Below are 24,590 nucleotides of genomic sequence, written 5' to 3' on the forward strand. Positions count from 1 at the left end.
AGTATAGCAAAGATTCCGTCATCGTTCTTTACCCACTCTATTTTTAAGGAAGTTAAGGGGTCCAATGAATAAAGTCTCCTGCCTTCGTGACAGAAATCCCATTTAGGGTAAGGTCAGTACGCATTCTCTTAGCCAAAGACCGCGCACCTTCATGATCCCCATGAATGCAGATTGTATCTGCTTGGATTGATGTTTCTTGTTGAATACCTGTAGGCACGACCCCATCATTCACCATACCTAATACTTGCATCATCACTACATCATAGTCTTCGATGATTGCATCTGGATGTGCTCTCGGCGTTAGCGATAGATCCGGCTGATACGTACGGTCTGCGAACACTTCATTGGCCGTCAAAAGCCCTTGCGCTTTACCCGCTAGAACTAGTTCACTTCCCGACAATCCATATAATATGGCTTCAGGTGCTACTGCTAATACCGCCAGCGCAATGGCTTCAGCGATTCTTTTGTCTTTTGCAGCCATATTGTAAAGGGCTCCATGAGGCTTTACATGGTGGAGTGTCGCCCCAGCCGCTTTTACAAATCCTTGAAGTGCTCCGATTTGATAGACCATCAAATCGTATATCTCCCGTTGTGTCAGTTTCATTTCCCGTCTACCGAACCCATTTAAGTCTTGTAACCCTGGGTGAGCACCGATTGCAACATCATGCCGACAAGCGAGATCGATTGTTGTATGCATCGTTTTTGGATCTCCTGCGTGAAATCCACATGCAATATTCGCAGATGTGATATGCTTCATGACCTCCTCGTCGTTTCCAAGTTTGTAAGCACCAAAACTTTCTCCTAAGTCACAATTGATATCTATATGTACAGTCATTGAATACCTCCATTGTATTGTTGAAGTTCAATACCTTTACGTAGTTCGCGTATAGTTCTCTCAATTTGCATGAGTAGCTGCTGCGCAGTATGCAAAGAGACTTCTTCGAACCTTATTGAATCCCCGGGTTTCACTTGTGCTAACATCGAGAGGTCAGCCGAGATCACTTGAGCAATTTTTGGATAGCCACCCGTAGTTTGATGATCCGCCATTAATACAATGGGTTGTCCATTTGAAGGGACTTGAACGGTACCGAACGTGACAGCTTCAGACAGGAGCTCTTTCGGTTCAGATAGTTGAAGTTTTGGACCATGTAGTCTGTAGCCCATGCGATCTGATTCTGAGCCCAATGTAAAAACAGAGGACAAAAAGTCTTTTTGGGTTTGATGAGTGAACAAGTTTTTCTGTCTGCCTGGTAAAACTCGAATTATATAGGATTTCCCGACAAACGGTCGTAGTTGTTTGGCAACGGACCATCTAGTCGTCGAAAAAGGTGTAGTTTTGCAATCTAGAGCCTGCTTGTCTATTATTTTAGATGTTTCATTAGGTTTATTAACTGAAAGTAGATCTCCTTTCAGCAGACTTCTTCCATTGAACCCACCAAATCCTGCTTTTAAGTATGTGGAATGACTCCCGAGCACTTGAGGCAAGTCAAACCCTCCTCCAACTGCCATCACGAGACGACACCCTCTTGTTGCAGTGCCCATCTTCAATACAGAGTTTTCTTTTACAACGATAGGCTTCCACATCGGGACGGATACTCCATCGATTTCAGGTGCAAATTCCCCTCCACATAAAGCGATGAGCATCCTTTCTTCGAATAATAAAATCGGTCCAATGAGCGCCATTTCCAGAACGGCTTCTCCTTCCTCATTTCCAACAAGAAGGTTGGCAATTCGACTAGAGTTTGAATCCATCGTTCCACTTTGAATGACTCCGAATTGTTGGTAGCCAATCCTACCGCTGTCCTGAATCGTGTCTGACAACCCCGCCTTCCTTACTCGAATCATACATCCCCCTCCCTATAAGCATCATACTGCTCTTTTGTGATGGAGAAAAATTCGAGCTGATCACCCGCACGTAACAAACTGGGTGGCGTTTCGTTCGGTAAAAACAATTCAATCGGTGTCTGCCCGATCAGCTGCCAGCCACCCGGGGTTTCAATGGGATAGATCCCGGTTTGTCCACCGGCTATCCCAACAGATCGGGGTGGTATTCGAAGTCTCGGATTCATTCGACGTGGTGCTGTAATCCGAGGCGACATTCCCACTAAGAATGGAAACCCAGGTGAGAACCCTACCATTTGCACGGTGTAGACACTCGAAGTATGTATATCGATTACTTCGTCTACCGTCAATCCATTCAGTGTCGCAACTTCCTGCAAATCAGGGCCCGATTCTCCGCCATAGAGTACAGGGATCCTCACCTTGCGTCGATCGTTTAGTTCCATCGGTTCAAGATGATTAAATAACCGTTCTACTTCCAAACGAACTGCCTCATAAGGAAGTGCTTCTTTCTTGAAGAAATGGATATCATAAAAAATTGTAACCGACGTATAGGATGGTATATATTCGATGACCCAGGCGGGGCATTGTTCATCCAATACAGTAGTGACGGTTCTAATCTTTTTCTCTGTTTCTTCATGAAAAGGTCTACCGAATTCTAGGTGAGCTGCCTGATCTCCTAAAGGAGAAATGATGAATTCCATCCGACTCCTCCTCCACACGTTTTGTTTAGTATAAGTGAAGAAACACTGTTCAGACAATTCCCAGATAAAGTTTGTACGTATACATTCTAGAAAAAACATTGTTGTTTAACCATCAACCTAAGAGTGCATAATATAAAAAACAGGCCGCCCCGCTAAAAGGACAGCCTGTCTAGTTCACTTATTCAGTTACTGCTTTCTGGTCTGTTAATTTTGGTTTGTTATCTTCCTTAATCATCGCGGCAGCAATTGTACCGATGATTAGTAGGAAACCTGCAAAGTAGAAGCCCATATCCAGATTACCAGTTACATCAGCCAAGTAACCTGTGATGTATGGTGCAAGGATGGATCCACACATTCCGATGAAGTTGTATATACCAAATGATGTTCCATATGCATTTTTAGGAGCATTGTCTGCTACAACAGCAACCAATACTGGGTTTGTACTGATTTTACCAAAGATCCCGTAACCGATTAGTGCTGCATAAAGGACATACATGTTGTCGAATGCAACGATGGAAACGAGTGAAATAAGTGAAAGTGGAAGCATGACGAGTAGTACAGGACGACGTTTACCCATACGGTCAGCAACCCAGCTGAAGAAAATTGAACCTGGAACAGCTGCCCACGGTACTAGTGAAGAAACTGTCGCAACTGCGCTTCCTTCAACTCCACGTGCGTGTTGCAAGTAATAAGGCATCCATGTAACGACTACGAAGAATCCGTAAATCGCACAGAAGATTACGATGTAAGACATGAGCAAGTTGCGGTTTTTGAACAGCACACTGATCTTGAATGGTTCTTGATTATCAAGTTCAGCTTTAGCTTTCTTGCCATATGGGTTTTCTTTAACAAGCCACCACATTAGCAAACCGATGAGGACGACTGGAATCGCAACGATATAAAATGGTGCTCTCCACGACATACCCGCTTCGATAGTCCAACTTGATAAGAAGTAACCAGCTGATAGACCAAACGCCATACCACTGTTGATGATTGCTGAACCGACTGTGATGTGTTTCTTAGGAATTGCTTCAGACGATAATCCATATTGAGGTCCATAGTAGAACCCTTGGAACACACCAACCATTAACCACATTAGTATAAATAGGAAGAATGTCGGCATCGAGCCTGCAATTGCTGCAAAGACACCAAACATAATAATCCCTGGTACAAGTACTACCTTTTTACCAATTTTATCACCAAGTATACCGGACGGTATGTTCAATCCTGCGTAACCGATGAAGAAAATACTACTGATCATACCAAGTTGACTGGCAGACAAGCTAAATTCGGTTTGAATATCATCCATGACTGGGTTCAAGATTGCACGTGTTCCGTAAATTGCAACCCAACCTAAGAAGAATACGATAACGGCTTTGATCCAATAAGGTATAAGTTCTTTTTTCTGGCCATTATCTTGTACGTTTTTCGCCATCTTTTGTTCCTCCTCAATTTTTTTATATTAGTTACTTAAGTAAAATGATCATTTGCCTTACACCTGTATAATACTGTAGGAGGCATTACAGACGAATAAAATCAAAACAGTTAACATTGCCAAAACATTAAATATCTAAAAGAATGTTCTCCCTTATATACAGTAGGGTCATTCCATGCAGAATCCTGGCTCTCTTCATTGAATATAAGAGTCTAAACTGTTGGACCATCCACATCCTTTTCGTGATAAGCTGTTACACTTTTTAACATGTATCCAAGTCCAGGATACGTAACAATATACTCCTCAGGCTCCTTCAAGCGCTCTTTGATTTTGCGGCGGATTCTTGCTATACCGACACGTAAATACTCGACATCGTCTCGATACTGGGGTCCCCACACTTCTGAAAGCAACGATTCATGTTGGACGACCTTGTCCAGATTCAATGCTAGAATTTCCAACAACGAAAACTCCGTCTGTGTCAATTTCAACTCTTCATCGTCTATCCAGATCCTCTTTCCACCGACATCCACTTGTAAAGATCCCGTTTCAATTACAGATGATGTACCCGCCGCCGAATCAGCAAGACTCGGCTGACTTCTACGAAGAACTGCGTTGACGCGTGCAAACAGCTCATCCAACGAAAATGGTTTTGTTAAGTAATCATCGGCCCCCAGATTTAACCCATTCACTTTATCTTTTGGGTTACTTCTTGCTGTTAGCATGATAATCGGCGTGTGGGAGAACTTTCGAAGTTCTTCTAATACGTAAAAGCCATCCCGTCCTGGCATCATAATATCGAGCAATATTAGATCGGGTGAGATCAGATCGTACTTTTCCAACAGTTCTTCACCGGAATCAGCAGTTATGACTTCGTATCCAACGGATCGTAAATTCGCAGAGATGAAACGTAAAATTTTTGCTTCATCATCTACGACACATATTTTTTGTTTCATCTCTTAAGACCCCTCTCGTATTGGAAAGTAGAGTGTAAATGTGCTGCCTTCCCCAGGTTTACTATCGACTTCGATTTTCCCCTCATGCGCTTCCATAATTCCTTCGCAGATAGATAATCCCAAGCCCGTTCCTCCTGATCGTCGTGTGGCAGTGACATCCACTTGATAAAATCGGTTAAAGATTTTCTGTAAATGCTCTTTCGAAATACCAATTCCATTGTCCGACACTGCAATCGTTAAGTATTTTTCCTTTTTTTCCAAGGTGATGTGGATCTGCTTTCGTGGATGGTCGTTATATCGTAATGCATTCGTAAAGAGATTCACTAGCACTTGCTGTACCCGAGTTTTGTCTGCGTAGAAGAATAGGTAATCTTCCGCTTTGTTGTGGAACGTTAGGGTTGCCCCTTCTTTTAGTGTAATAGGCACGAGTTCAATCGATTTCTCAATCACATGGTCTGCTCGAACCATATTCCGTTCAATATACATTGAACCCGATTCGATTTTAGAAATATCCATCCAATCATCGACTAAGTGTTGAATACGTTCAATGTCTTCATGAACTCCTTCAAGCAATTCATGTTGGAAGTCCTGTTCCCATTCGACATCTTCCCGCAACAGCGTTTCTACACTTCCTCTTATGTTCGTAATCGGAGTTTTGAATTCATGGGAAGTTAAAGAAATCAAATTATTTTTCAACGTGTCAATTTCTTCTTCTTTTGTTATATCTCTTATGAGCAGTCCCTCGCCAATCTTTTTCTCATCGGATACAACAGAGAACTTGTGGAGCATATAAAAATCGGTGTTCCCTGATTTCGTTTTGTTTTCAAGTTTCAGTTCACTCGCTTCCCCGTTAAAAAATGAAGCGAGCTCTTCTCCAGTAATTTCAAACAGAACGTTAATACGATCGAGAACATCAGACAAACGTCCCAGGGGTACATTCGTACCGTCTCCATCGATTACATTCAAAAAGAATTCGTTTACATACTCGACTTCATGGTCGTTATTAAGGAGCATAACCCCTTCTGACATACTTTCCAGAACAGCATCGAGTTCCGCATGCTTATTTCGATAACGCTCAAATAACAATTTGTTTTGCAACATAATTGCAAGTGACCGAGAGAACGTTTGAAGAAACGCTTGTTCTTTGGGCTTTATCGTCTGCTCGTCTTGCAGATCCACAATAAGATATCCGCTAGGTAAACCATCCAATACAATCGGTTCCATATGATGATTCGTACCATGAACGTTAGTCTTTAAATACTGTTGCAAACTATTATCGGAGTAAATCTTTTCGCACGTCACAGCTATTTCACGAAACCAGATGTGTACATTAAATGGAACAGACTGTTTAATACTATTTAGACATAATTGAATAAAATGCGGTAAGTCCATTTTCGATGAAACCGGAGTAATGAGTTGATTAACTGCTTGTAATTCTGCATTTCGCCGTTCTAAATTTGATGTTCGCTCATGAACACGAGCTTCAAGTTCTGAATTCAACTCCATAAGCTCGACTCGGTTTTCTTCAATTTCAGACATCATATCATTGAAATGCGTAAGTAAATCCGTCATTTCTTGCGGTCCTTGAATGCGTTCAGCTAATTCAACCGGTAGATTCGTTTTGTAACTCGTTGTATAACGTTTTATAGTATCCAGTAAATTTCGGATGGTTCGCCCAAGACGATTCGTCAAAAAGACACTAGCGAGTACCACAACCAAAGCTGTGATTGGGATAAACCATAAAATCGTTTTGGTAGCACTTCTGAGTGGCTTGTTAATAAGAGTGGAGGGATTTGCAATCCATACCGTCCAACCCAGTTCTCTGATTTTTGCATAGGTGATGAACTCTTTTTCTTTGCCTTCGTCTTTGATGGTCAAGCTATTCATGGATTGATTCTCTTGATCGGTAATTTTTTGTACAGTTTTCGAATTAGTCAAATTGACCATTTCCGTCCTTGTATTAACGTCAGGATGCACAATCACATTGTTATCTTGATCCAGTAAAACGGCGTAACTGGCTTCTCCGGTTATTCTCGTGGATACATAATTTTCTAACGCATTTAAATCGATTGCCCCTAAAATATATCCTTCCATCTTGCCATCACTGCCGAAAATTGGTGAAACAATTGCAACGAGCAACGTATCTGTTCCACCTCGACCGTGGAATACATGCGAAATCACTTGTTCGTTCGTTTCCAGCAGTTCTTTGTAATACGATCGATCGCTAAAATCCAAATGCTCACGTGTTGCACCATCGGTATAAGACCTTGGATAAAAGACGAGGGACTTTCCGTCTTTATCGCCAACATATAAGTTGACGAAACCCGGATAGTTGTGTTTAATATCTCGGAGTTTCTCTTCAACTTTGTCTGGTTGATTGTTCTCTAAAAGTGGTGCAATACTCGTAGACATCGTTTCTATGATTCGTCCGTGCTGTTCCATATAGCCTTCAATATTATCTTCTAAAAACTCGGTTACTTTTGTTTGACTGTCCTGATTATCTTCGATTAACGAAGAGAGCTGGAAGTATTGAAAAATTCCGAGGAGAATAATTGAAGTCAGTCCAATTGTGAGAAACGAATAAATTAGTTCCTTTTTAAAAGAACGCGATCGTCTATTCTTCATTCTCATCTTCTCCCCCCGTGATTACTTTTTATGTAACTTAAAATGGTTATGTACATACCAAAACGGTATTGGCTTGTGTCATAACGACCAAAGCCAATACCATTCATTGGTTTACTTTTTAATTTGTGTTCCAGCTTTACCTTCAACTGCTTGGTCAGCTTGTCCAAGTGAACAAATAATAGCACGTCCACCCATTTTTGCGAACTCCATTGCCGCTTCCATTTTAGGACCCATGCTGCCTGCAGAGAATTGACCTTCATCTGCATAGCCTTTTGCTTCTTCAAGCGTAATTGTGCCAAGCGCTTTTTGATCTGGTTTTCCGTAGTTTACAAATACGTTATCGACATCAGTCAAGATCATAAGAACGTCCGCTTTCGCCTCTTCTGCTAAACGGAACGCACTGCGGTCTTTATCAATAACCGCTTCAATACCTGTTAAGCTACCATCTTCTTCACGTACAACAGGTATTCCGCCCCCGCCTGAAGCGATAACAATAATGTTGTTATCAGTCAGTAATTTAATTGTATCGGAGCTTAAGATCGACTTCGGATTTGGAGAAGCAACAACACGTCTCCATCCACGACCTGCGTCTTCTTTTACATCCCAGCCTTTTTCTTCTGCCAATTGCTTTGCTTCCTCTTCTGAATAGAAGACACCGATTGGCTTCGATGGGTCTTCAAACGCCGAGTCATTTCGATCGACTTCTGTTTGAGTGAGCATGCTAACCACTTCGTTTTTGAGACCGAGTTTATTCAATTCGTTCTTCAATGTTTGTTCCATCATGTACCCTATGAATCCTTGTGATTCTGCGCTACATACGTCAAGTGGAAGTGCGGGAACAACATCTTTTGCTTCTTCATTCTGACGAAGAATGTTGCCTACTTGCGGGCCGTTGCCATGTGTAACAATGACTTCGTGACCGTTTTTGACAATTTTCGCGATGATTTCAGTACTAATCCGTACGTTTTCACGCTGATTCTCATAAGTCGCCTCCTGCTTAGGTTGCAAGATTGCGTTTCCCCCAAGGGCAATTACTACTTTTTCTGTCATTCTAGTTTCCTCCTTAGCGCTAGTAAGCCGAGTAACATGCCAAAAACCGTATCAATTCCAGAACTATGCCCCATATCGAGCAATTCGGAAAGCAATGTTTTCAGCATATAAATATCTGTCTTCCGTGTCAATTCTGAAGCCGCTTGTACTACTGTCGAACTGAATTGTCCTTCTAATGCGTAGAGTAAGTACTCCCTACCTATATCAGTCGTAAGACTCTCTTTCTCAATGAGCCGTTTTAACGTCTCTAAAAATGCTGTCGATAAAATCCCTGTTGCTTCATGGATGGCGAGTAAGCCTACTAGATGATCGTCACCTGACGGGGTCAGTCCTTGTCCCCGGCCGATGACAAATCTTAGTTGCTGTTCAATATCGATCGTGTTTGAAGAATCTAATACATCTAGTAACGAAGTGAAACGTTGCTCTGTCAGTCCACTAGGAGAACTTCCTTCTAAGTGTCTGGTTAGCCATGATTCGACATCGATGTCTAAGCCTGTCACTCGTGGTTCTTCAAGTAAAATAGATGCAAACATTGCCAAGTTATCGGACAGTAGCTCATTCGTTACAAGTTCACTAGATATCCTCCAGTCAAAAGGATCCGCACCAACAATGCTCACAATTGGTCCTGTCTCTCCAAATGCGAGACAGCGTTCCTTTGGTTCCCAAGAGACCGAGGAGTTTTCATTTATCCCATTCAGTAGCTGTCGTAATTGTTCTGATGTTAGATGGATACCGAATGGTAAACGTCCGTTCTTCACTGTTCCCACGAAAAATAAGCAATTTCCACTTCTGATATTCAACCCATTTTGAAAGATACTATGGATCTGACAAACAGGATGATTTGCTAAATGGAATGGAATCTGTTGCTGGTATTCAGTCGCATGCAGGATTGTTAGCCTTGCTTGCGGGCTGGCCATTAGATCAAGCCTAACTTCACAGCATATGCTTCCAGTGCCTTTTCAAAACATTCTTTAGGAGCACGAACAGTACCTGCACCTACTTGACCCATCCCTGCTTTTTTGTGTGCAATTCCTGTGTTGATGACTGGCTCAATACCTGTCTCGACTACTTTACGAGCATCAATTCCTAGACAAGCACCTTGGAAATCCCAAGTTGGAATAGTGAAGTTACTATTCTGGGATACACAAATCTCTGTCATTTCATTACTTGTTTCAAGTGCATCGTCAAATCCACCTGCTCCTACAAAACGTGTTACGCCAGGTGCTGCGATCATTGCCATACCACCGACACCGAAAGTTTCAGTAATCGCGCTGTCCCCGATATCCGGGTTAGCATCATCTTGGGAATACCCAGTAAAGAATAGACCTTGTGGCGTGTTAACTGGCGCTGTGAACCACTCGTCCCCCATTCCGCTAATGCGGATTCCGAAGTCTTTACCATTACGGCACATTGCTGTAACGACAGTTCCGTCTTGAATAGTGCGAGCTCCGTCCATTACGGCTTTAGCTGTTGCCATCATGATATTCAAGAAGAATTGATCTGTATCCGCCAAAAATTGAATAACGTCTTTACGATCGCTTTCATTTATATCCAACTGTACGATGTACGGGCTGATCTCTTTCAAGAAAATTAAGGACGCGGCAATATTACGTTGGTGGAACTCATCCCCCATGGTAATTGCTTTTGCGATGATAACGTTCAAATTCAAGCCATCTTCAGTGAGCGTAAGAGCTTTTGCAATCGTCGGTCCAAGCACGTTTTGCATCCATTTCAAACGATCGATGACTTCCTGTGAATTAGCGCCAAAACGAAGAACTTTCCCGATCCCTTCGTTCATGATGCAGTAGGCTTCGTTACCGTCTGTACGGTTTTCTACAACGAATACTGGCATGTTAGCAGAGGTGATACCACCCATTGGTCCTACTGCGTTTACATGGTGACACGGGATGAATTTCACTTCGCCGCCTGCTAGTTGCTTTTCCGCTTCTTCTTCGTTAGATGCCCAACCCTCATAGATCGAAGCACCGATACAAGATCCTTGCATCGGACCGGTCATATCATTCCACACTATCGGTGGACCTGCATGTAGCAATACCTTTCCGTCATTCAGTTCTTTAATTTTATCTTTAGCCGGTACAACATCCACTAGAAATGGAGCCGATCCAGTAATTTTATCAACAACTGCTTTGTTTGCTTCATCCATTGACTTGTAGTTCATAACGTACACACCTCATTCGTCATATTTACAGATGCCACCATCTGCATGGAGAAGGCCCAGTCCAGAGCGGATCTGGACCTTCTATCTTCATCACTCTGAAATTATTTCAGTAAGCTCAAGATTTTAGCCATACGTGCATTACCGCCAGCAACTGGACGCCAGTCGTATTGGACGAACTGTGTGCCTGTATCTGATAGCGCACCAGTAAAGCCTTTCAGACCAACGTTAATGACGCGTGGGCGTTCCGAAACGAGTAACGCAATGTCTTCAGATACAGAGAGATCGAATTTCTTAGCTGACTTAGTTCCTTCTACATGTTTCTTCTGGTTGTCTTCTACGTGAAGGCCAACAATATTAAGCGCAGTACGGACCGCTTCGTTGTTTGTCTCTTTAACGATTACGCCAGCTTCTTTCAACTGTTTCACGTGACCGTCATAGCTTTGGGGATCGTTTTTCGTACCACAAACAGTTGCGACAACGTGTAATGTACGGCCGCCTTCTTTTGCTTTTGCTACTGCTTTGTTGATAGAAGGAAGCAACGCGCTAGCCATGTCATCGTGTGAGCCATATCCAAGGACGAAGTCGAGCAAGATAACAGCTGTTGTTTCATCAGCACCCGCTTGTTCGATGAACTTCGAACGAGTTTCCGGATCGATCATTGGATGTGGTTTCCCTTGTGTATACTTGTCATCTCCAAGGTCAACGATTTCCTGACCCTCGTGCTTTAAGACGTAGCCTTCTTCGTTTTTAATATGTGTGCCAAGACCTAATGCGTCAGAAATTAGAACTGCCGCTTCAGAAGCGAGTGTACCACCAGAGTACAATCCTTTTAGCGTTTTCTGACCTTCTTTCAAGCTTGAATTCTCTACAGTGAAGTCGCCTGAGTTGTAGTCTGCTTTCACTTCGTTACCACGTGCTAGATCCACTGCAATATGTGCAGTTTCCGCGAGTGTATATGCTTGGTAGACATTGCCTTCATACTGTTCAGGCTTTTCTCCAAGGAATACAGCAACGACTGGCTTCGTCAAGCTTTGAAGAAGTTCCATTACTTCGTTACGCACGTGTTCTGCAGGTGGCTTCGAAATAATCGTGATAATTTCAGTCTGACTATGGTTTTCAAGAGCACGGATTCCATCCATCATCGTAATTGCACCGATTGGATCTTTCAGGTCACGTCCACCTGTACCGATTGCGTGGCTTACGCCTTCTCCTAAGCGATCGATAATTGTAGAGACTTCCTGAATTCCTGTTCCTGATGCACCGACAAGTCCGATACGACCTTTGTTCACTACGTTTGCGAATGCCAAAGGAACACCATCAAGAATTCCAGTACCGCAGTCAGGTCCCATGACAAGTAAACCTTTGTCGTGCGCTTTTTGCTTTAATCGTAATTCGTCCTCTACGGATACGTTATCACTAAACATGAACACGTGAAGGCCACGGTCCAATGCCTTGTCCGCTTCTTCTGCTGCATATTCACCTGGAACTGAAATCATAGCAACGTTTGCATTTGGTAATGCATCTACCGCTTTATCCCACGTACGTACCGTTTCAAATCCTTGCTTCTTGTTGCTAATGGATTGGTCATTCAAATATTGTTCTACTTTTTCCAGCACTGAATCCATCATGTCTGCATTGTCTGAGTCGACAACAATTGCCATGTCGTTCGATTCTGCTGCTTCTAGTTCTTCTGTATGCAACCCTGCATCTTTAAAGATGTCTTTGTTAGCTGGTGTCGCCATCATAATTTGTACTTTGTTGAGACCTTCCATAGTTGCTACTGAGTTTGTAAGCAACATGAGGTTAATGGAGTCTTGGTACGAGTTCTTCTTGATAATCGTATGAAGCACAAAAATCACCCCTGTAAGTATATTTTTAAATCTGCGAGCTTGCAGTAGCATGTGTTTCCCTAATCGATGAACACAAAACTTGTGCGCAAGCTGGTTTTGTTTATCCAAACTAATTGTAACGCAATTTGCATTACAGACGAATAAAATACTAGAGTGTAACATTACAAAAACATAAAATTGTGAGTCGAAAGCTGTATTCTTGGCGTTTCGTGTCGTAATATAGGTTCAGAAATAGTTTTATAGATTGTTATGTAGACTAGTAAAAGCACCAATTGAAATATTTAGTGAGTAGGATAGGAACGTATTAAGAAAAGAGGATGCGGTTATGGCAGAGACTTTTGTTTATAAACATGTGAATGGTTGTGCAATTCAAGGAGTACTTCATGAAACCGCTTTGGAACAGGCACCTTTACTGATCTACATTCACGGTGGCGGACTGATTTGGGGGACTCGGAATGACATGAACCGTGAGCAAATCCGTCTATACAATGAGGCTGGATTCAATGTGTTTTCTGTCGATTATCGTCTTGCTCCTGAGTCTCGACTTTCTGAAATTCGGGATGACCTGAAGGATTTGTTGGCTTGGATTAAGACCGAAGCGCACGCTCAATTCGACTTCAATCGTGAACGAGTTGCTGTAATTGGTAGTTCAGCAGGAGGATATCTGGCCCTGTTATCAGGTACATTTGAAGTGAAGCCAGATGCCATTGTTTCGTTTTATGGATACGGACAAGTTACGGGTGACTGGTATCAGCAACCCAGTCCACATTTTACGTCGATGACGATGGTGCCTGAACTGTTGGCAAAACAACTGATTCAGCCAAATCCGATTTCATCGGCTCCGATCGAACGGCGATATGCGATTTACTTATATTGCCGTCAGCAAGGCACGTGGCTCGATTGGGTGGCAGGTTCTGATGCTACAAGTAAAAGCGATCTGACGCAGTATGCACCTGTTGAATTAGCAGATACAGACTTTCCAGCAACCCTTCTTATACATGGGGATGTTGACGAGGATGTCCCGTACGCGGAGTCTGTTGCCATGAAAGCAAGACTAGATTCAGTAGGTGTTCCGAACGAACTCATGACGATAGCTCAGGGGAAGCATAACTTCGATGCCAACATGGACGACCCTGACTCTGTGCACGCTGTGAAGCATGTAATAGAGTTTTTACAAGAACGGTTTCAATTATGAAGACAATTTAAATTACTAGCAGAACTAAAGGAGTGTTGGAGATGAACATATCGATTGAGGAATTGAAAAAACTGATGGCGAACAAACTCACACAGGCAGGACTACAACCTAATGATTCGGAAATAGTTGCAGATGTACTTGCGCACGCTGACGCTCGTGGGATCTTTTCACATGGGGCGATGCGGACGGAGTATTACGCCGAGCGAATAGCAAAAGGCGGGATCACCTTAAATCCAAACGTTCAATTTAAGCAGACAGGTCCAGGGAGCGCTGTATTGGATGCGGATAACGGCGTAGGCCACGTTGCCGCAAAAGAAGCGATGACGCGTGCAATTGATATGGCACGGGAAAACGGAACGGCAGTTGTTGGCATTCGTCGGATGAGTCATAGTGGGGCCATGTCTTACTTCGTCCAACAAGCAGCAGAAGCTGGCATGATTGGAATTTCGATGTGCCAATCCGATCCAATGGTCGTTCCTTTTGGCGGAGCGGAGCCGTATTTCGGGACAAACCCGATTGCGTTTGCTGCACCTGGCGTTGGTGACGACAAAATCATTTTTGATATGGCGACAAGCATTCAAGCATGGGGTAAAATTTTGCATGCTCGGTCAAAAGGTGAATCCATTCCGGATACGTGGGCAGTGGACAAAGATGGCGTGCCGACGACGGATCCATTTAAGGTGACGGGATTGCTTCCGATTGCTGGACCAAAAGGATATGGTCTAATGATGATGGTAGATATCTTGTCCGGTGTGTTGCTCGGACTTCCATTTGGAAAACACGTGTCGTCGATGTATCACGATATGACTAAAGGAAGAGAACTCGGACAACTCCATATTGTCATCGATCCAGGTGCCTTCACAAGTTCTGATCTGTTCCGTGCTAATATTTCCGGCATGATGAAGGAATTGAATGACGTGAAGCCAGCTCCAGGGTTTGAACAGGTGCTGTATCCTGGTCAGAACACAACGCTTCAAGAACAAGAGTCGTTGAAGAATGGTGTGGAGATTGTAGATGACATCCTCGAGTACTTACGTAGTGACGTTGTGCACAATAACCAATATGATCATAAGAATCCTTTTGGAAAGTAAACTAGATGGCCCACTTTGTGTGGGCCATTTTTTGTTGTTTTTTCTCATTGTCGATCAAATCATAACGGCTGTCCTTCATCAGGGGGGATTTCTCGGACACTGGTCTGCGTTTCTCCGACACTTGCGAAAGTTTCTCGATAACGGGACGCAATTCAAGTGCGTTTAGGGATTTAATCGGTAACACATTCCTTGTCTTTCCAAGGGCTAATCAATCAGTCGATGTATTTTAGTGGGATTTGGAAAAATCATCATTTTTAAAGATTTGCTCACAAAAAACAGCACAGCGAGACAACGACTGTCCCGCCACACCGTTCGGATAATTACACAATTATAGCCTGTCTCAACATGAATGCCCGTAATACTTCTGCCCCTTCCAACAATTCTTCCATGGACGTGTACTCTGCAGGGTTATGGCTGAGCCCATCTTTTGATGGAACAAAAATCATACCTGTCGGACAAAAGGCTGCCATATTCATAGCATCATGCCCTGCTCCGCTTGGCATTTCTAGCCACTTCACGCCACGCTCTTCACAAACGGCTTTTAATTCATTCACAACATCAGCGTCCATTTGAACTGGTTCTTCACTGGAGATTGCGTCCATCCAAACGTCTAAACCACGTGCTTCTGCTACTTCTTGAACCGCTGTTTCAAGTGCATCCACAACACGTTTCCGCGATTCTGTGTTCGTTCCTCGAATGTCGACGTCCATTTCCGTCGCACTTGGTACGACATTCATCGCCCCTGGTTTTATGGAAAAAACGCCTACCGTACCAACTGTGCCATATACAAGTTCTGCAATAGCTGCCCGCTCTACAGCCAACGCAATTTCAGCAGCCCCCAGCAATGCATCATGTCGATAATCCATCGGGGTTGTCCCCGAATGATCGGCCGTTCCTCCTACGTGTACATGGAACCGGACTGGCGCCGCGATGGCAGACACGACCCCAATAGACGCTTGTTGCTTCTCTAGCACAGGTCCTTGTTCTATATGCAGCTCCACAAATGCTTTGAACTCATCTTGGAAACGCATGGCTAAATGGACTTCTTCCAGATCGAGTCCATTCTCTTCAAACGCTTGCATAAGAGTAAAGCCATTTCTGTCAGTCAATGACCGAGTATATGCCGGATCCAACCGTCCTGACATAGCTTTGCTACCAAGCGTAGAGGCTCCAAAACGTGACGACTCCTCGCAAGCGAAAATAATTACTTCCATCGGATGCTCGGTTTCAATGCTGTCATCCGCAAGCGAGCGCATCACTTCAAGTGCAACGAGCACACCAGCAGTTCCGTCAAATTCCCCTGCCGCATAGACCGAGTCAATGTGAGAACCTGTTGCTACTACAGGTAATTCAGCTGTTGCACCTTCACGTCGCGCGATGACATTTCCCGCGTAATCTGTACGTACAGTGAGACCAGCCTCTTTAAACTGTTGGATCATATATTCCCGTGCGTTGCGCTCTGTTTCGGTGTAAGCAAGCCGGTTGATACCTTCTCCTTCGTCTGTAAACTTCGCAAGTTCTTCAAATGACTGACGTAATCGATCCAGCTTCATGGCAATTCCCCTTTTCTTATAGGTAACCTAATGCAAATAAATTCACGTAAAATTCGCTCACTCCTATTATAAAGTATCGCAAGTTCATAGAAAAAAATCAAACCGGCATTCCCATTTAACTCCAGGGGAAAGCCGGTTTGTCAGTTCATCCATTCCATAATCACGAGAAAAATACCGGTTGCAAATAGTGCAACATGTCCGATGCAAAACCTTGGAAATAGCTTCCGCATCATTTCCTTTTCCACGTCTGTCTCAATAGTACACGTCATACAGCGGAACTTGTCAACAATACGCTTCACTGAGCTTCTCCATGAAGGGCTTTTTGAACACCTTCAGGGTCAAATCCCAAAATCCAAACGTCCTTCAATTTGGTCTGAGGTACACCCATCTGTCCAGTCGTTTTTACTAGACGTTTTCCTGCCTCTTGATCTAATGAAATATTAACGGTTTCATAGGAAATTTTTTGTTCATCCAAATAATTCGTCATCATTGTGCAGTAGGTGCACGTAGATGATACATAAACGGTTGCTTGAGGTGTCATAACATATACTCCTTTGATGTAATTGACTCTAACCTTATACCCCTTAAGGTATTATATCAACCCATTAGCTTTCTTCGGAAACTTCTTCCGAAACAAATTTGTTTCGTCCAGCACCAATTCCTGCCGCTGTCATGAGAAGACATACACCAACAAGAACCATTAACGGTTTCCTCCAGTTCTCTGACACATCATAAAGTAATCCAATGAGGATCGGACCTGACGCAGCTAGTAAGTACCCGACTGACTGAGCCATTCCAGAAAGCTGGCCTGCTTGACGACCGTCTCGTGAACGCATGCCAAGGAAAGCGAGAGATAGACTAATCGTCGCACCAGATGCCAATCCAATGATCATGGAGGACACAACGAGAAATTCAGGTGACCCGCCAAGGAGTAGTCCAGCATATCCTAGGGTGTAAAGTCCACCGGCTATCGCTGCGATTCCAGACTGCTTGCGAAACTTTTCCGCAAGCAATGGTGCGATGAATGTAGACGGAATGCTAACAAATTGGGCAATTGACAATGTCCACCCTGCAGATGATGGTGAAAACCCGTAATCTGTCAAAATCTCAGGTAACCACGAAACAAGTGTGTAAAAGGCAAACGATTGAAGACCCATGAACAGCGTCACTTGCCATGCCAAGGCAGAACCCCACAGTCCTTTCCGCTTTGTTACGATGTAGACTTTCATTTCATCCTCAGGTGCAAAATTATCCTGTCTCATGACAACGATCCAGAGGACAGCTCCTGCTGCAGACAACAAAACCCAAGATCCTAGGGATAGTTGCCATCCCAGTCCTGCACCCGTAGCGAGCGGGATCGATAAACCAGACGCAGTTGCTGCAAATATACACATTGCCGTTGAGTAGACACTCGTCATCCGTCCCACTTTGTTTGGAAACTTCTCTTTGATAAAGGCCGGGAGTAAGACGTTCATTAAAGCTATCCCAACACCAATTACAGCTGTTCCGATGAATAATAGTGGTGTGTATGGAATAGACCTGGCAATCGTTCCACCAGAAAGTAAGAATAGTCCTACTAGAATCATAGTCATATTACCGAACCGATTCCCGAATCGGGCAGCTACGGTAGACATCGCCGCAAACGCGATTAGCGGTAGACTGGCGATAATCCCCGCACTCCAATTGGATAGTCCAATTTCATCCCTTATTGTGCTGAGTAGAGGACCTACTGAAGTTATTGCAGGGCGCAAGTTAAAACCTATTACGACAATGGCAATTAGTAGTAGCGAACGTTGAGCAGAAGATGGACGTTCACGTTCACCTTCATTTTTATTCATTGAATCGTCCCCCTTCAAATTAGTTATGGTTCACTGCATCACAACTTGTGGCAATGCATGCTATTTACAGTTTATGATCCTGTACAATTTTCTTCCATATATCACTATAAGTCAATGGTAACAGAATATTCCCATTCATTCTAATGTGTCATTCAATTATGTTAGTCCTGAAAAAACCAGCAAACAGAGACGCATTATACGTCTCTGTCTGCTGGCTTAAGTAGTCGATAGGCGAACACTTTTAAGAATGTGTTGTAGCTTCTTCTTCCAGTTTTTTTGAAGCGGCTTTTCGTTTCTCAGTACGACTGATGAGCGTTGTGCCAACGAGGTCACCAGTGACGTTCAGTGCAGTGGCTCCCATTCCAATCAGGGCATCAATCGACGTAAGCAAAGCAACTGCTCCAATAGGTAACCCTAACTGTACAAAAACCGTTGCAATCATGACAATCCCTGCCCCAGGAACACCAGCAGTTCCAATAGACGCTAGCGTCCCAATCAAGACCACCATGAGCATATCCGTTAGCGAAAGCGGATGGCCAGATATATTTGCAGCGAAAACCGCGGACACTGCGATTCGTATCGCAGCTCCATCCATATTGATCGTTGCACCTAACGGCAAACTAAATCCATACAAACTGCGCGGTAACCCTAAATCATGGGCAGCAGTTAACGATAATGGCAACGCACCTGCACTACTTTGCGTCACAAAAGCTGTTGTTATCGGTGTCCGAGCATGTTTGAAAAACGTTAATGGGTTCACTTTAAACAGCAACATCGCGACAGTATACAACACGATTTGCGCTAATAATGCTGCGTACAGCACACCAATCATGCCTCCAAGAGAAAGGAGTGTGTCGACTCCTTGGCTTCCCACCGTCTTCGCCATTATTGCAAATACACCTATCGGAACATATTGCAAAATCCCTTTGAGGATGAACAATGATGCTTCGTTCAGTGCACTAACCGTCTTCAGCAAATGATTCCCGAGCTCATTTAACCCTTCTGAACCACGCATTGCAGAAATTGCAATACCGAAAACGAGTGCTGTAAAAATGATGCCTAACAAGTTCATTTCCGTAAACGCAGTGACTATATTTGACGGAACAATATTCAGTAACACATTGACGATGCCGGGATTATCCGGTACGTCAAATGACTTACCTACATCTAACTTCATACCGGTTCCAGGCTGAAACAGCGTTGCAACCGCAAGTCCCACGGTAATCGCAACGGCAGAACTGGCCGTATAGTAGATGAAAACTTTCCCACCCATGCGGCCGAGATTCGAAATCGTCGTCTGATTCACACCAACGATTAGCGTAAAAAGGATAAGGGGAATTATTAAGAATGTCAGAAGACGGATCAAGAGATCTCCAAGTGGCGCAAACACGCTCGCTTGCTCTCCCATTAACAATCCCGCCGCAATCCCAAGAATCAGGGCGATCGTTATTTTAAGTATTAAAGATGCATTCGCATATCGGTTCCAGAGTGCTTTCATGTATGTCGGCATCCCCTTTTCTTTATAGTTCTCATTAAATCCTATCTGCTTACTAGGGATTATAATAGTCTACAATAATGCACATAAAATAGGTTGTCAATGTCTCTGCTCAATACGGCAGGGTGTATTCATTTCTTCCCTATCTGCTGCACTTGTAACCCCACGACATGGTACAATAATAAGCAAACATTTCGATAACTAGGAGTGAAAGGGATGAAAATAAAGCGATACGACATAAAAGGGAGTGCAATTTCAGGCTTTACTTTGAAAGACTCAAGTGCACCTGAAGAGAATAACTTGGCGTTACACGCTTGCCTGAATCCCGCATCTGTCCTCAAAAACCGTAAAACACTTGCATCTTCCATTGGATATTCAACAGATGATTTTGTCTATGCAAACCAGACACATAGCGCAAACTTCCATAAAGTAACACGAGCAAATCGTGGAAGAGGTGCAACCGTTCTAGCTACGGCAATCCCGGACACTGATGCACTTTACACAAACGAACGAGGCATCGTTTTAGCCGGCTTCATGGCGGATTGTGTACCTGTACTTCTATCGAACGAACACGCGGGTATTGTAGGCGTCATCCACTCCGGTTGGCAAGGTACCGTCAAAGAAATCACATCGCAATTGTTGAAGCATCTTATTGAACAGGAAGGATGTCGGCCTGAAGATTTCCAAATAGTGATAGGACCCGCACTTAGCCAAGAAAAATTTGAAGTTGATCGTGATGTCTACGAAAATTTTCACGCACTCGGCTATGCGGAGCCATGGATTTCGTTCCATGCAACGACCGGCAAGTATCATATTGATAACCAGCGGACGGTAAAAACTCAATGCGAACTCGCAGGCATCCCAAGTGCTAATATTTCGATCGATCCGATATGTACGTTTCAAAGCGAAGATGGGTTTTCGTATCGGCAAGACAAAAAAGCAGGAAGGCATCTCGCCTTCATCTGCCTCTAGTAACCGAGTGGAACTCACTCGGTTTTTTCATGTTTATAAACCTTCTTTTAACATCATCGCATAATACAATGGAACCGCTGAGGTGAAACGAGTAGGATCTAACCCTGTGATTTCAGTAATACGTTTAAGTCTATATGCGAGCGTATGACGATGAACCCCAAGCTCAGTAGATGTATTTTGGGCATGCTGTTCAAGATTCAAATACATTTTAAGGGTTTCTACTAACTGCTCACTGAGATTTCCTAACACCTTCTCAACGTATTGGGCGTGTAAGGTCCCTTGGTACGCACCCATTAATGCGCGCATTTCTATTGTTTCAAAATCACTAATCACTTCATTCATCACACCGAATTGCATCGCATGACAGGCAGATTCATAGGCCAAAACGATATCTTCTTCTTCGAACACTGTTTTACCGATCCCAATCTTATGAATCGAAACACCTTTGTGTTGGCAAATATGCTCCAGTCTTTTTATCACAGTTTCCCGTCTCACTCCCCATATTAGGGTAGGTATGGCATTTCCGTGATCTGATCCTGTCAGCACAGATCTTATCCCCATAGTTTCTTCTAGCCACTCCGCAAAACGGTTAGGTGTGCGGGTCGTCTCACTTTGCTGCACAATTAATACTGTAAACGGGCCTTCCAACGAAATGGACAACATCCTCATTCGATCGATGGTCGCTCCTGAAATCGGTTGTCCGCTGACTAACTCTCTAAACACCAACTCCCCCGCAGTTCTCTTCCACTCTGTTTCAGAAGTCAATATGGACTGATGAACCATCATTTCCGTAGTTAACTGGACAAGGGGCGCTACATCTCGCAGCTCTTCTTCTGATCCCGTAATGCCAATCACACCCACTAGTCGTGATTTATAATGAATCGGCAAATTCACTCCGGGCTTTGAACCTGGCCACTCGAGCAGACTTTCTTTAGATATCCAAAGTGATTTTTCAGTTTTCGCAACGTAAGCTGCTCCTTCATGGATTTGATCCACCCGATCCGTTTCCCCTGAAGCCAAAATCATTCCATTCATGTCCATCACATTCAAATTGCGGGACAGTCTAAGCATCGTTTGTTCCACAATTTCTTCAGCAAGTCTCTTCGTCAGCATATTTTCACCTCTATGTACAAAATAGTCTATGAATCTAATGAATACTTATACACCCAGTCTAATGTATTTAGATTATTCTGTACATATAATAATAAACATCAACTACTATTCGATAGGAATGATGCTCGTATGAAAATACTCATTGCACCAGACTCCTTTAAAGGAACCTTGTCTGCACTCCATGCAGCCGAAGCGATGGCTGAAGGAATCCTAGAAGCTGACCCTACAAACACCCCTATCTTACTACCTGCTGCTGACGGCGGTGAAGGGACGATGCAAAGTTTAGTCGACGCAACAAATGGAAAATTTGTCTCTCTTTTTGTTGAGGGGCCGCTTGGTCATCTAATCCTAGCGCGCTACGGAATGCTAGGGAATGGATCGACTTGTGTAATCGAGTTAGCAGAAGCATCCGGTCTCATGCGTCTTGCAGAACAGGATCGAAACCCTCTCATCACATCATCATTCGGGACGGGACAGTTACTCGTTCACGCTCTCAATGAGGGGTGCCGAGACTTTATTATCGGGCTTGGGGGTAGTGCCACAAATGACGGTGGTGCTGGTATCTTACAAGCACTGGGAATGAGGTTACTCGACTCAAATGGAGAGGAAATTCCTAGAGGTGGAGCTGCACTACAGCAGTTACACACCATTGATCCGTTGTTTTTCGACCCCCGGATCGCTGAAAGTACGTTTCTGATTGCAGCAGACGTCACCAATCCGTTTATTGGACCAGATGGAGCTTCGGCGGTATTCGGACCTCAGAAAGGAGCTACGGACACAGATGTTCCACATCTTGATAGATGCCTTGCAAATTTCGCAGACATTATAGAGCGACGTACAGGGATATCTCTTCACTATACACCAGGAGCAGGAGCTGCCGGCGGAGCTGGTGGTGCGTTCCAAGTCTTCTTTCCAAGCACTTTTCAGCCAGGCATCAACGTCGTGTTGGAAACACTTCGTTTTGATGAACACTTGGCAACTGCGGATCTCGTTATCACCGGAGAAGGGCGTTCCGACAGTCAAACCTTTTCTGGAAAAACGCCATACGGTATCGCACAATCAGCCCATCAAGCTAACGTTCCAACGTTACTTATATCAGGGGTTGTCACACCTGAAAGTCGAGTCGCTCTTGGTGAATTATTTACCTGCGTGCATGCGATCACTTCAGAACGCATCTCTGTTGCAGAAGCTATGTTGGAACCGTATCGCTTACTGAAAGAAACAACGAAACAAGCGATTCTACAGTTTAAAAATAAGGAGGAATGTTAAATGTTGTTCACCATGATTATTTTAAGTGTTGTACTTATTATCTTTTTAACAGCTGTTTTGAAAATCCATCCATTCTTATCATTACTTGCGGGTGCCTTCTTCATAGGGATCACTTCTGGAATGCCTCTACTGACTGTTGTGGATACCGTTAACGAAGGTTTTGGCGGATTGATGAAAGGTATCGGAATTGTTATCGTTGCAGGTACCATCATCGGCGTCATTCTTGAGAAGTCTGGTGCTGCTTATCGTATGGCTGAAGTTGTCTTACGCGTAATTGGTGAAAAACGACCTCAACTCGCGATGTCGCTTATCGGTTACATCGTTTCGATTCCTGTATTTTGCGACTCAGGATTCGTTATTTTATCCAGCCTAAAGAAAGCGCTTGCAAAACGAGCTGGTGTAACAATTGCATCAATGTCCGTAGCGCTTGCAACAGGATTATTTGCGACACATACACTAGTCCCACCTACACCTGGACCAATTGCAGCCGCTGGTAATATCGGGGCAGAAGGCTACTTAGGTGTGATTATTTTAATCGGTCTTATCGTTGCAATTCCAGCAACAGTTGTCGGCTACTTATGGGCTGTAAAAGTTGGATCTAAAATCACTGTTCCTGAAGACGAAGAATCTGTAACATTCGACTACGATGAAATCGTTAAATCATTTGGCGAGATGCCTTCTGCATTTAAAGCATTCCTTCCGATTGTCTTACCAATTGTTTTAATCGGCGCTGGCTCAGTTGCTAAACTTACAATGGGAGAAAGTGGCCTTAGCTCATTCCTACAGTTCATTGGCTCACCTTCAGTTGCTTTGCTGTTCGGAGTACTTGGAGCATTCTTACTGCTTCCAAAATGGAACGAAGAGACTCTTACAGGTTGGATTGGAGAAGGCCTCAAAGAAGCTGCTCCGATTTTACTAATTACGGGAGCCGGTGGTGCATTTGGTAAAGTCATTTCTACTTCTGGTGTCGCAGAAGTGATTGGTGAAATGAATTTCACTGCACTTGGTGGCGGAGCGTTATTCTTACTTGTTCCATTCCTTATATCTGCGGCATTGAAAACCGCACAAGGATCTTCGACTGCGGCGCTAGTCATTGCGTCCACATTAGTAGCACCCCTGCTACCTGCAATGGGGATTGAAGGGGCGATTCCACTTGCTCTTGTAGTTATGGCAGTTGGTGCTGGTGCAATGACGGTGAGTCATGTAAACGATAGCTTCTTCTGGGTCGTGACAGAGTTCAGTGGGATGAAGGTGACAGATGCTTACAAAGCACAAACTATGGCGACTCTATTGATGGGCGTTACGACGATTGTATTCACGATGATATTATGGTTAATTCTCGTGTAAAGTGGTTTAAACAAACACGAACACTAGTTCCTTTTATGCTAGACTTTTATAAGTTACCGTTGTATACTTATAAAAACAAGCA

Annotated in this window: 21 protein-coding genes; 5 read left to right on the top strand and 16 right to left on the bottom strand. The window is 43.7% G+C overall.

Going from position 1 to position 24,590, the window contains the following annotated elements; genetic code table 11:
* Positions 1 to 52 precede the first annotated feature (52 nt).
* The 10 genes from DVB69_RS08730 to fdrA all read right to left on the bottom strand — a co-directional run bounded on the left by DVB69_RS08730 (position 53) and on the right by fdrA (position 12,635).
* Positions 53 to 835 carry a LamB/YcsF family protein gene (locus DVB69_RS08730; RefSeq protein ID WP_116018590.1) on the bottom strand — a complete coding sequence of 261 codons (783 nt, stop codon included), beginning with the start codon at positions 833 to 835 and terminating at the stop codon, positions 53 to 55.
* Positions 832 to 1,845 (bottom strand): 5-oxoprolinase subunit C family protein, encoded by a 1,014-nt coding sequence (locus tag DVB69_RS08735; protein WP_116018592.1) that lies wholly within the window; start codon positions 1,843 to 1,845, stop codon positions 832 to 834. Before DVB69_RS08735 ends, DVB69_RS08730 begins: the two co-directional genes overlap by 4 nt.
* Entirely contained in the window at positions 1,842 to 2,543 is a 702-nt protein-coding gene (gene pxpB / locus DVB69_RS08740) for a 5-oxoprolinase subunit PxpB (protein WP_116018594.1), read from the bottom strand. The genes DVB69_RS08735 and pxpB overlap by 4 nt, the downstream gene beginning before the upstream one ends.
* A 178-nt stretch (positions 2,544 to 2,721) precedes the next feature.
* The gene (locus DVB69_RS08745; protein WP_116018596.1) at positions 2,722 to 3,978 is read right to left on the bottom strand and encodes an MFS transporter; all 1,257 of its coding nucleotides are present in this window, start codon (positions 3,976 to 3,978) and stop codon (positions 2,722 to 2,724) included.
* A 212-nt stretch (positions 3,979 to 4,190) separates the two neighbouring features.
* Positions 4,191 to 4,931, bottom strand: coding sequence for a response regulator transcription factor (locus tag DVB69_RS08750; RefSeq protein WP_116018598.1), 741 nt, complete (start codon positions 4,929 to 4,931; stop codon positions 4,191 to 4,193).
* Between the two features lie 3 nt (positions 4,932 to 4,934).
* A complete protein-coding gene (locus DVB69_RS08755; protein ID WP_116018600.1) occupies positions 4,935 to 7,556 on the bottom strand; it encodes an ATP-binding protein in 2,622 nt (873 codons plus the stop codon).
* Between the two features lie 111 nt (positions 7,557 to 7,667).
* Complete coding sequence (gene arcC / locus DVB69_RS08760) at positions 7,668 to 8,606, bottom strand: carbamate kinase (protein WP_116018602.1); 939 nt, start codon at positions 8,604 to 8,606, stop codon at positions 7,668 to 7,670.
* Positions 8,603 to 9,523, bottom strand: a complete 921-nt coding sequence (locus DVB69_RS08765) for an oxamate carbamoyltransferase subunit AllH family protein (protein ID WP_116018604.1) — start codon at positions 9,521 to 9,523, stop codon at positions 8,603 to 8,605. Before DVB69_RS08765 ends, arcC begins: the two co-directional genes overlap by 4 nt.
* Positions 9,523 to 10,785 (bottom strand): YlbE family protein, encoded by a 1,263-nt coding sequence (locus DVB69_RS08770; RefSeq protein ID WP_116018606.1) that lies wholly within the window; start codon positions 10,783 to 10,785, stop codon positions 9,523 to 9,525. Before DVB69_RS08770 ends, DVB69_RS08765 begins: the two co-directional genes overlap by 1 nt.
* Before the next feature lie 101 nt (positions 10,786 to 10,886).
* Positions 10,887 to 12,635, bottom strand: coding sequence for an acyl-CoA synthetase FdrA (gene fdrA / locus DVB69_RS08775; RefSeq protein ID WP_116018608.1), 1,749 nt, complete (start codon positions 12,633 to 12,635; stop codon positions 10,887 to 10,889).
* A gap of 325 nt (positions 12,636 to 12,960) precedes the next feature.
* Here fdrA and DVB69_RS08780 point away from each other — a divergent pair, with 325 nt between their 5' ends.
* Both DVB69_RS08780 and allD read left to right on the top strand, forming a co-directional pair.
* Entirely contained in the window at positions 12,961 to 13,830 is an 870-nt protein-coding gene (locus tag DVB69_RS08780) for an alpha/beta hydrolase (RefSeq protein WP_116018610.1), read from the top strand.
* Between the two features lie 41 nt (positions 13,831 to 13,871).
* Positions 13,872 to 14,921 (top strand): ureidoglycolate dehydrogenase, encoded by a 1,050-nt coding sequence (allD, locus tag DVB69_RS08785; RefSeq protein WP_116018612.1) that lies wholly within the window; start codon positions 13,872 to 13,874, stop codon positions 14,919 to 14,921.
* Between the two features lie 320 nt (positions 14,922 to 15,241).
* Here the strand turns inward: allD and DVB69_RS08795 are convergent, their stop codons facing one another.
* The 5 genes from DVB69_RS08795 to DVB69_RS08810 all read right to left on the bottom strand — a co-directional run bounded on the left by DVB69_RS08795 (position 15,242) and on the right by DVB69_RS08810 (position 19,810).
* Positions 15,242 to 16,474, bottom strand: a complete 1,233-nt coding sequence (locus DVB69_RS08795) for a Zn-dependent hydrolase (RefSeq protein WP_116018616.1) — start codon at positions 16,472 to 16,474, stop codon at positions 15,242 to 15,244.
* A gap of 140 nt (positions 16,475 to 16,614) precedes the next feature.
* Positions 16,615 to 16,773 carry a hypothetical protein gene (locus DVB69_RS17560; protein WP_158541067.1) on the bottom strand — a complete coding sequence of 53 codons (159 nt, stop codon included), beginning with the start codon at positions 16,771 to 16,773 and terminating at the stop codon, positions 16,615 to 16,617.
* Positions 16,770 to 17,015: a glutaredoxin family protein gene (locus tag DVB69_RS08800; RefSeq protein ID WP_116018618.1), complete on the bottom strand. Its 246-nt coding sequence runs from the start codon at positions 17,013 to 17,015 to the stop codon at positions 16,770 to 16,772. The genes DVB69_RS17560 and DVB69_RS08800 overlap by 4 nt, the downstream gene beginning before the upstream one ends.
* A 64-nt stretch (positions 17,016 to 17,079) precedes the next feature.
* Positions 17,080 to 18,312 (bottom strand): CynX/NimT family MFS transporter, encoded by a 1,233-nt coding sequence (locus DVB69_RS08805; protein ID WP_116018620.1) that lies wholly within the window; start codon positions 18,310 to 18,312, stop codon positions 17,080 to 17,082.
* A gap of 241 nt (positions 18,313 to 18,553) precedes the next feature.
* The gene (locus DVB69_RS08810; RefSeq protein ID WP_116018622.1) at positions 18,554 to 19,810 is read right to left on the bottom strand and encodes a dicarboxylate/amino acid:cation symporter; all 1,257 of its coding nucleotides are present in this window, start codon (positions 19,808 to 19,810) and stop codon (positions 18,554 to 18,556) included.
* A gap of 213 nt (positions 19,811 to 20,023) precedes the next feature.
* Between DVB69_RS08810 and pgeF the strand changes: the two genes are divergently transcribed.
* On the top strand, positions 20,024 to 20,779 hold the full coding sequence (gene pgeF, locus DVB69_RS08815; RefSeq protein WP_116018624.1) for a peptidoglycan editing factor PgeF: 756 nt from the start codon (positions 20,024 to 20,026) through the stop codon (positions 20,777 to 20,779).
* Between the two features lie 33 nt (positions 20,780 to 20,812).
* Here the strand turns inward: pgeF and DVB69_RS08820 are convergent, their stop codons facing one another.
* Complete coding sequence (locus DVB69_RS08820) at positions 20,813 to 21,892, bottom strand: CdaR family transcriptional regulator (RefSeq protein ID WP_116018626.1); 1,080 nt, start codon at positions 21,890 to 21,892, stop codon at positions 20,813 to 20,815.
* Between the two features lie 129 nt (positions 21,893 to 22,021).
* Between DVB69_RS08820 and DVB69_RS08825 the strand changes: the two genes are divergently transcribed.
* Both DVB69_RS08825 and DVB69_RS08830 read left to right on the top strand, forming a co-directional pair.
* Positions 22,022 to 23,161 carry a glycerate kinase gene (locus tag DVB69_RS08825; RefSeq protein WP_116018628.1) on the top strand — a complete coding sequence of 380 codons (1,140 nt, stop codon included), beginning with the start codon at positions 22,022 to 22,024 and terminating at the stop codon, positions 23,159 to 23,161.
* Positions 23,162 to 24,508: a GntP family permease gene (locus DVB69_RS08830; protein WP_116018630.1), complete on the top strand. Its 1,347-nt coding sequence runs from the start codon at positions 23,162 to 23,164 to the stop codon at positions 24,506 to 24,508.
* The last annotated feature ends 82 nt before the right edge of the window (positions 24,509 to 24,590 follow it).

This window comes from Sporosarcina sp. BI001-red, from assembly GCF_003384035.1.
Taxonomy (GTDB): domain Bacteria; phylum Bacillota; class Bacilli; order Bacillales_A; family Planococcaceae; genus Sporosarcina.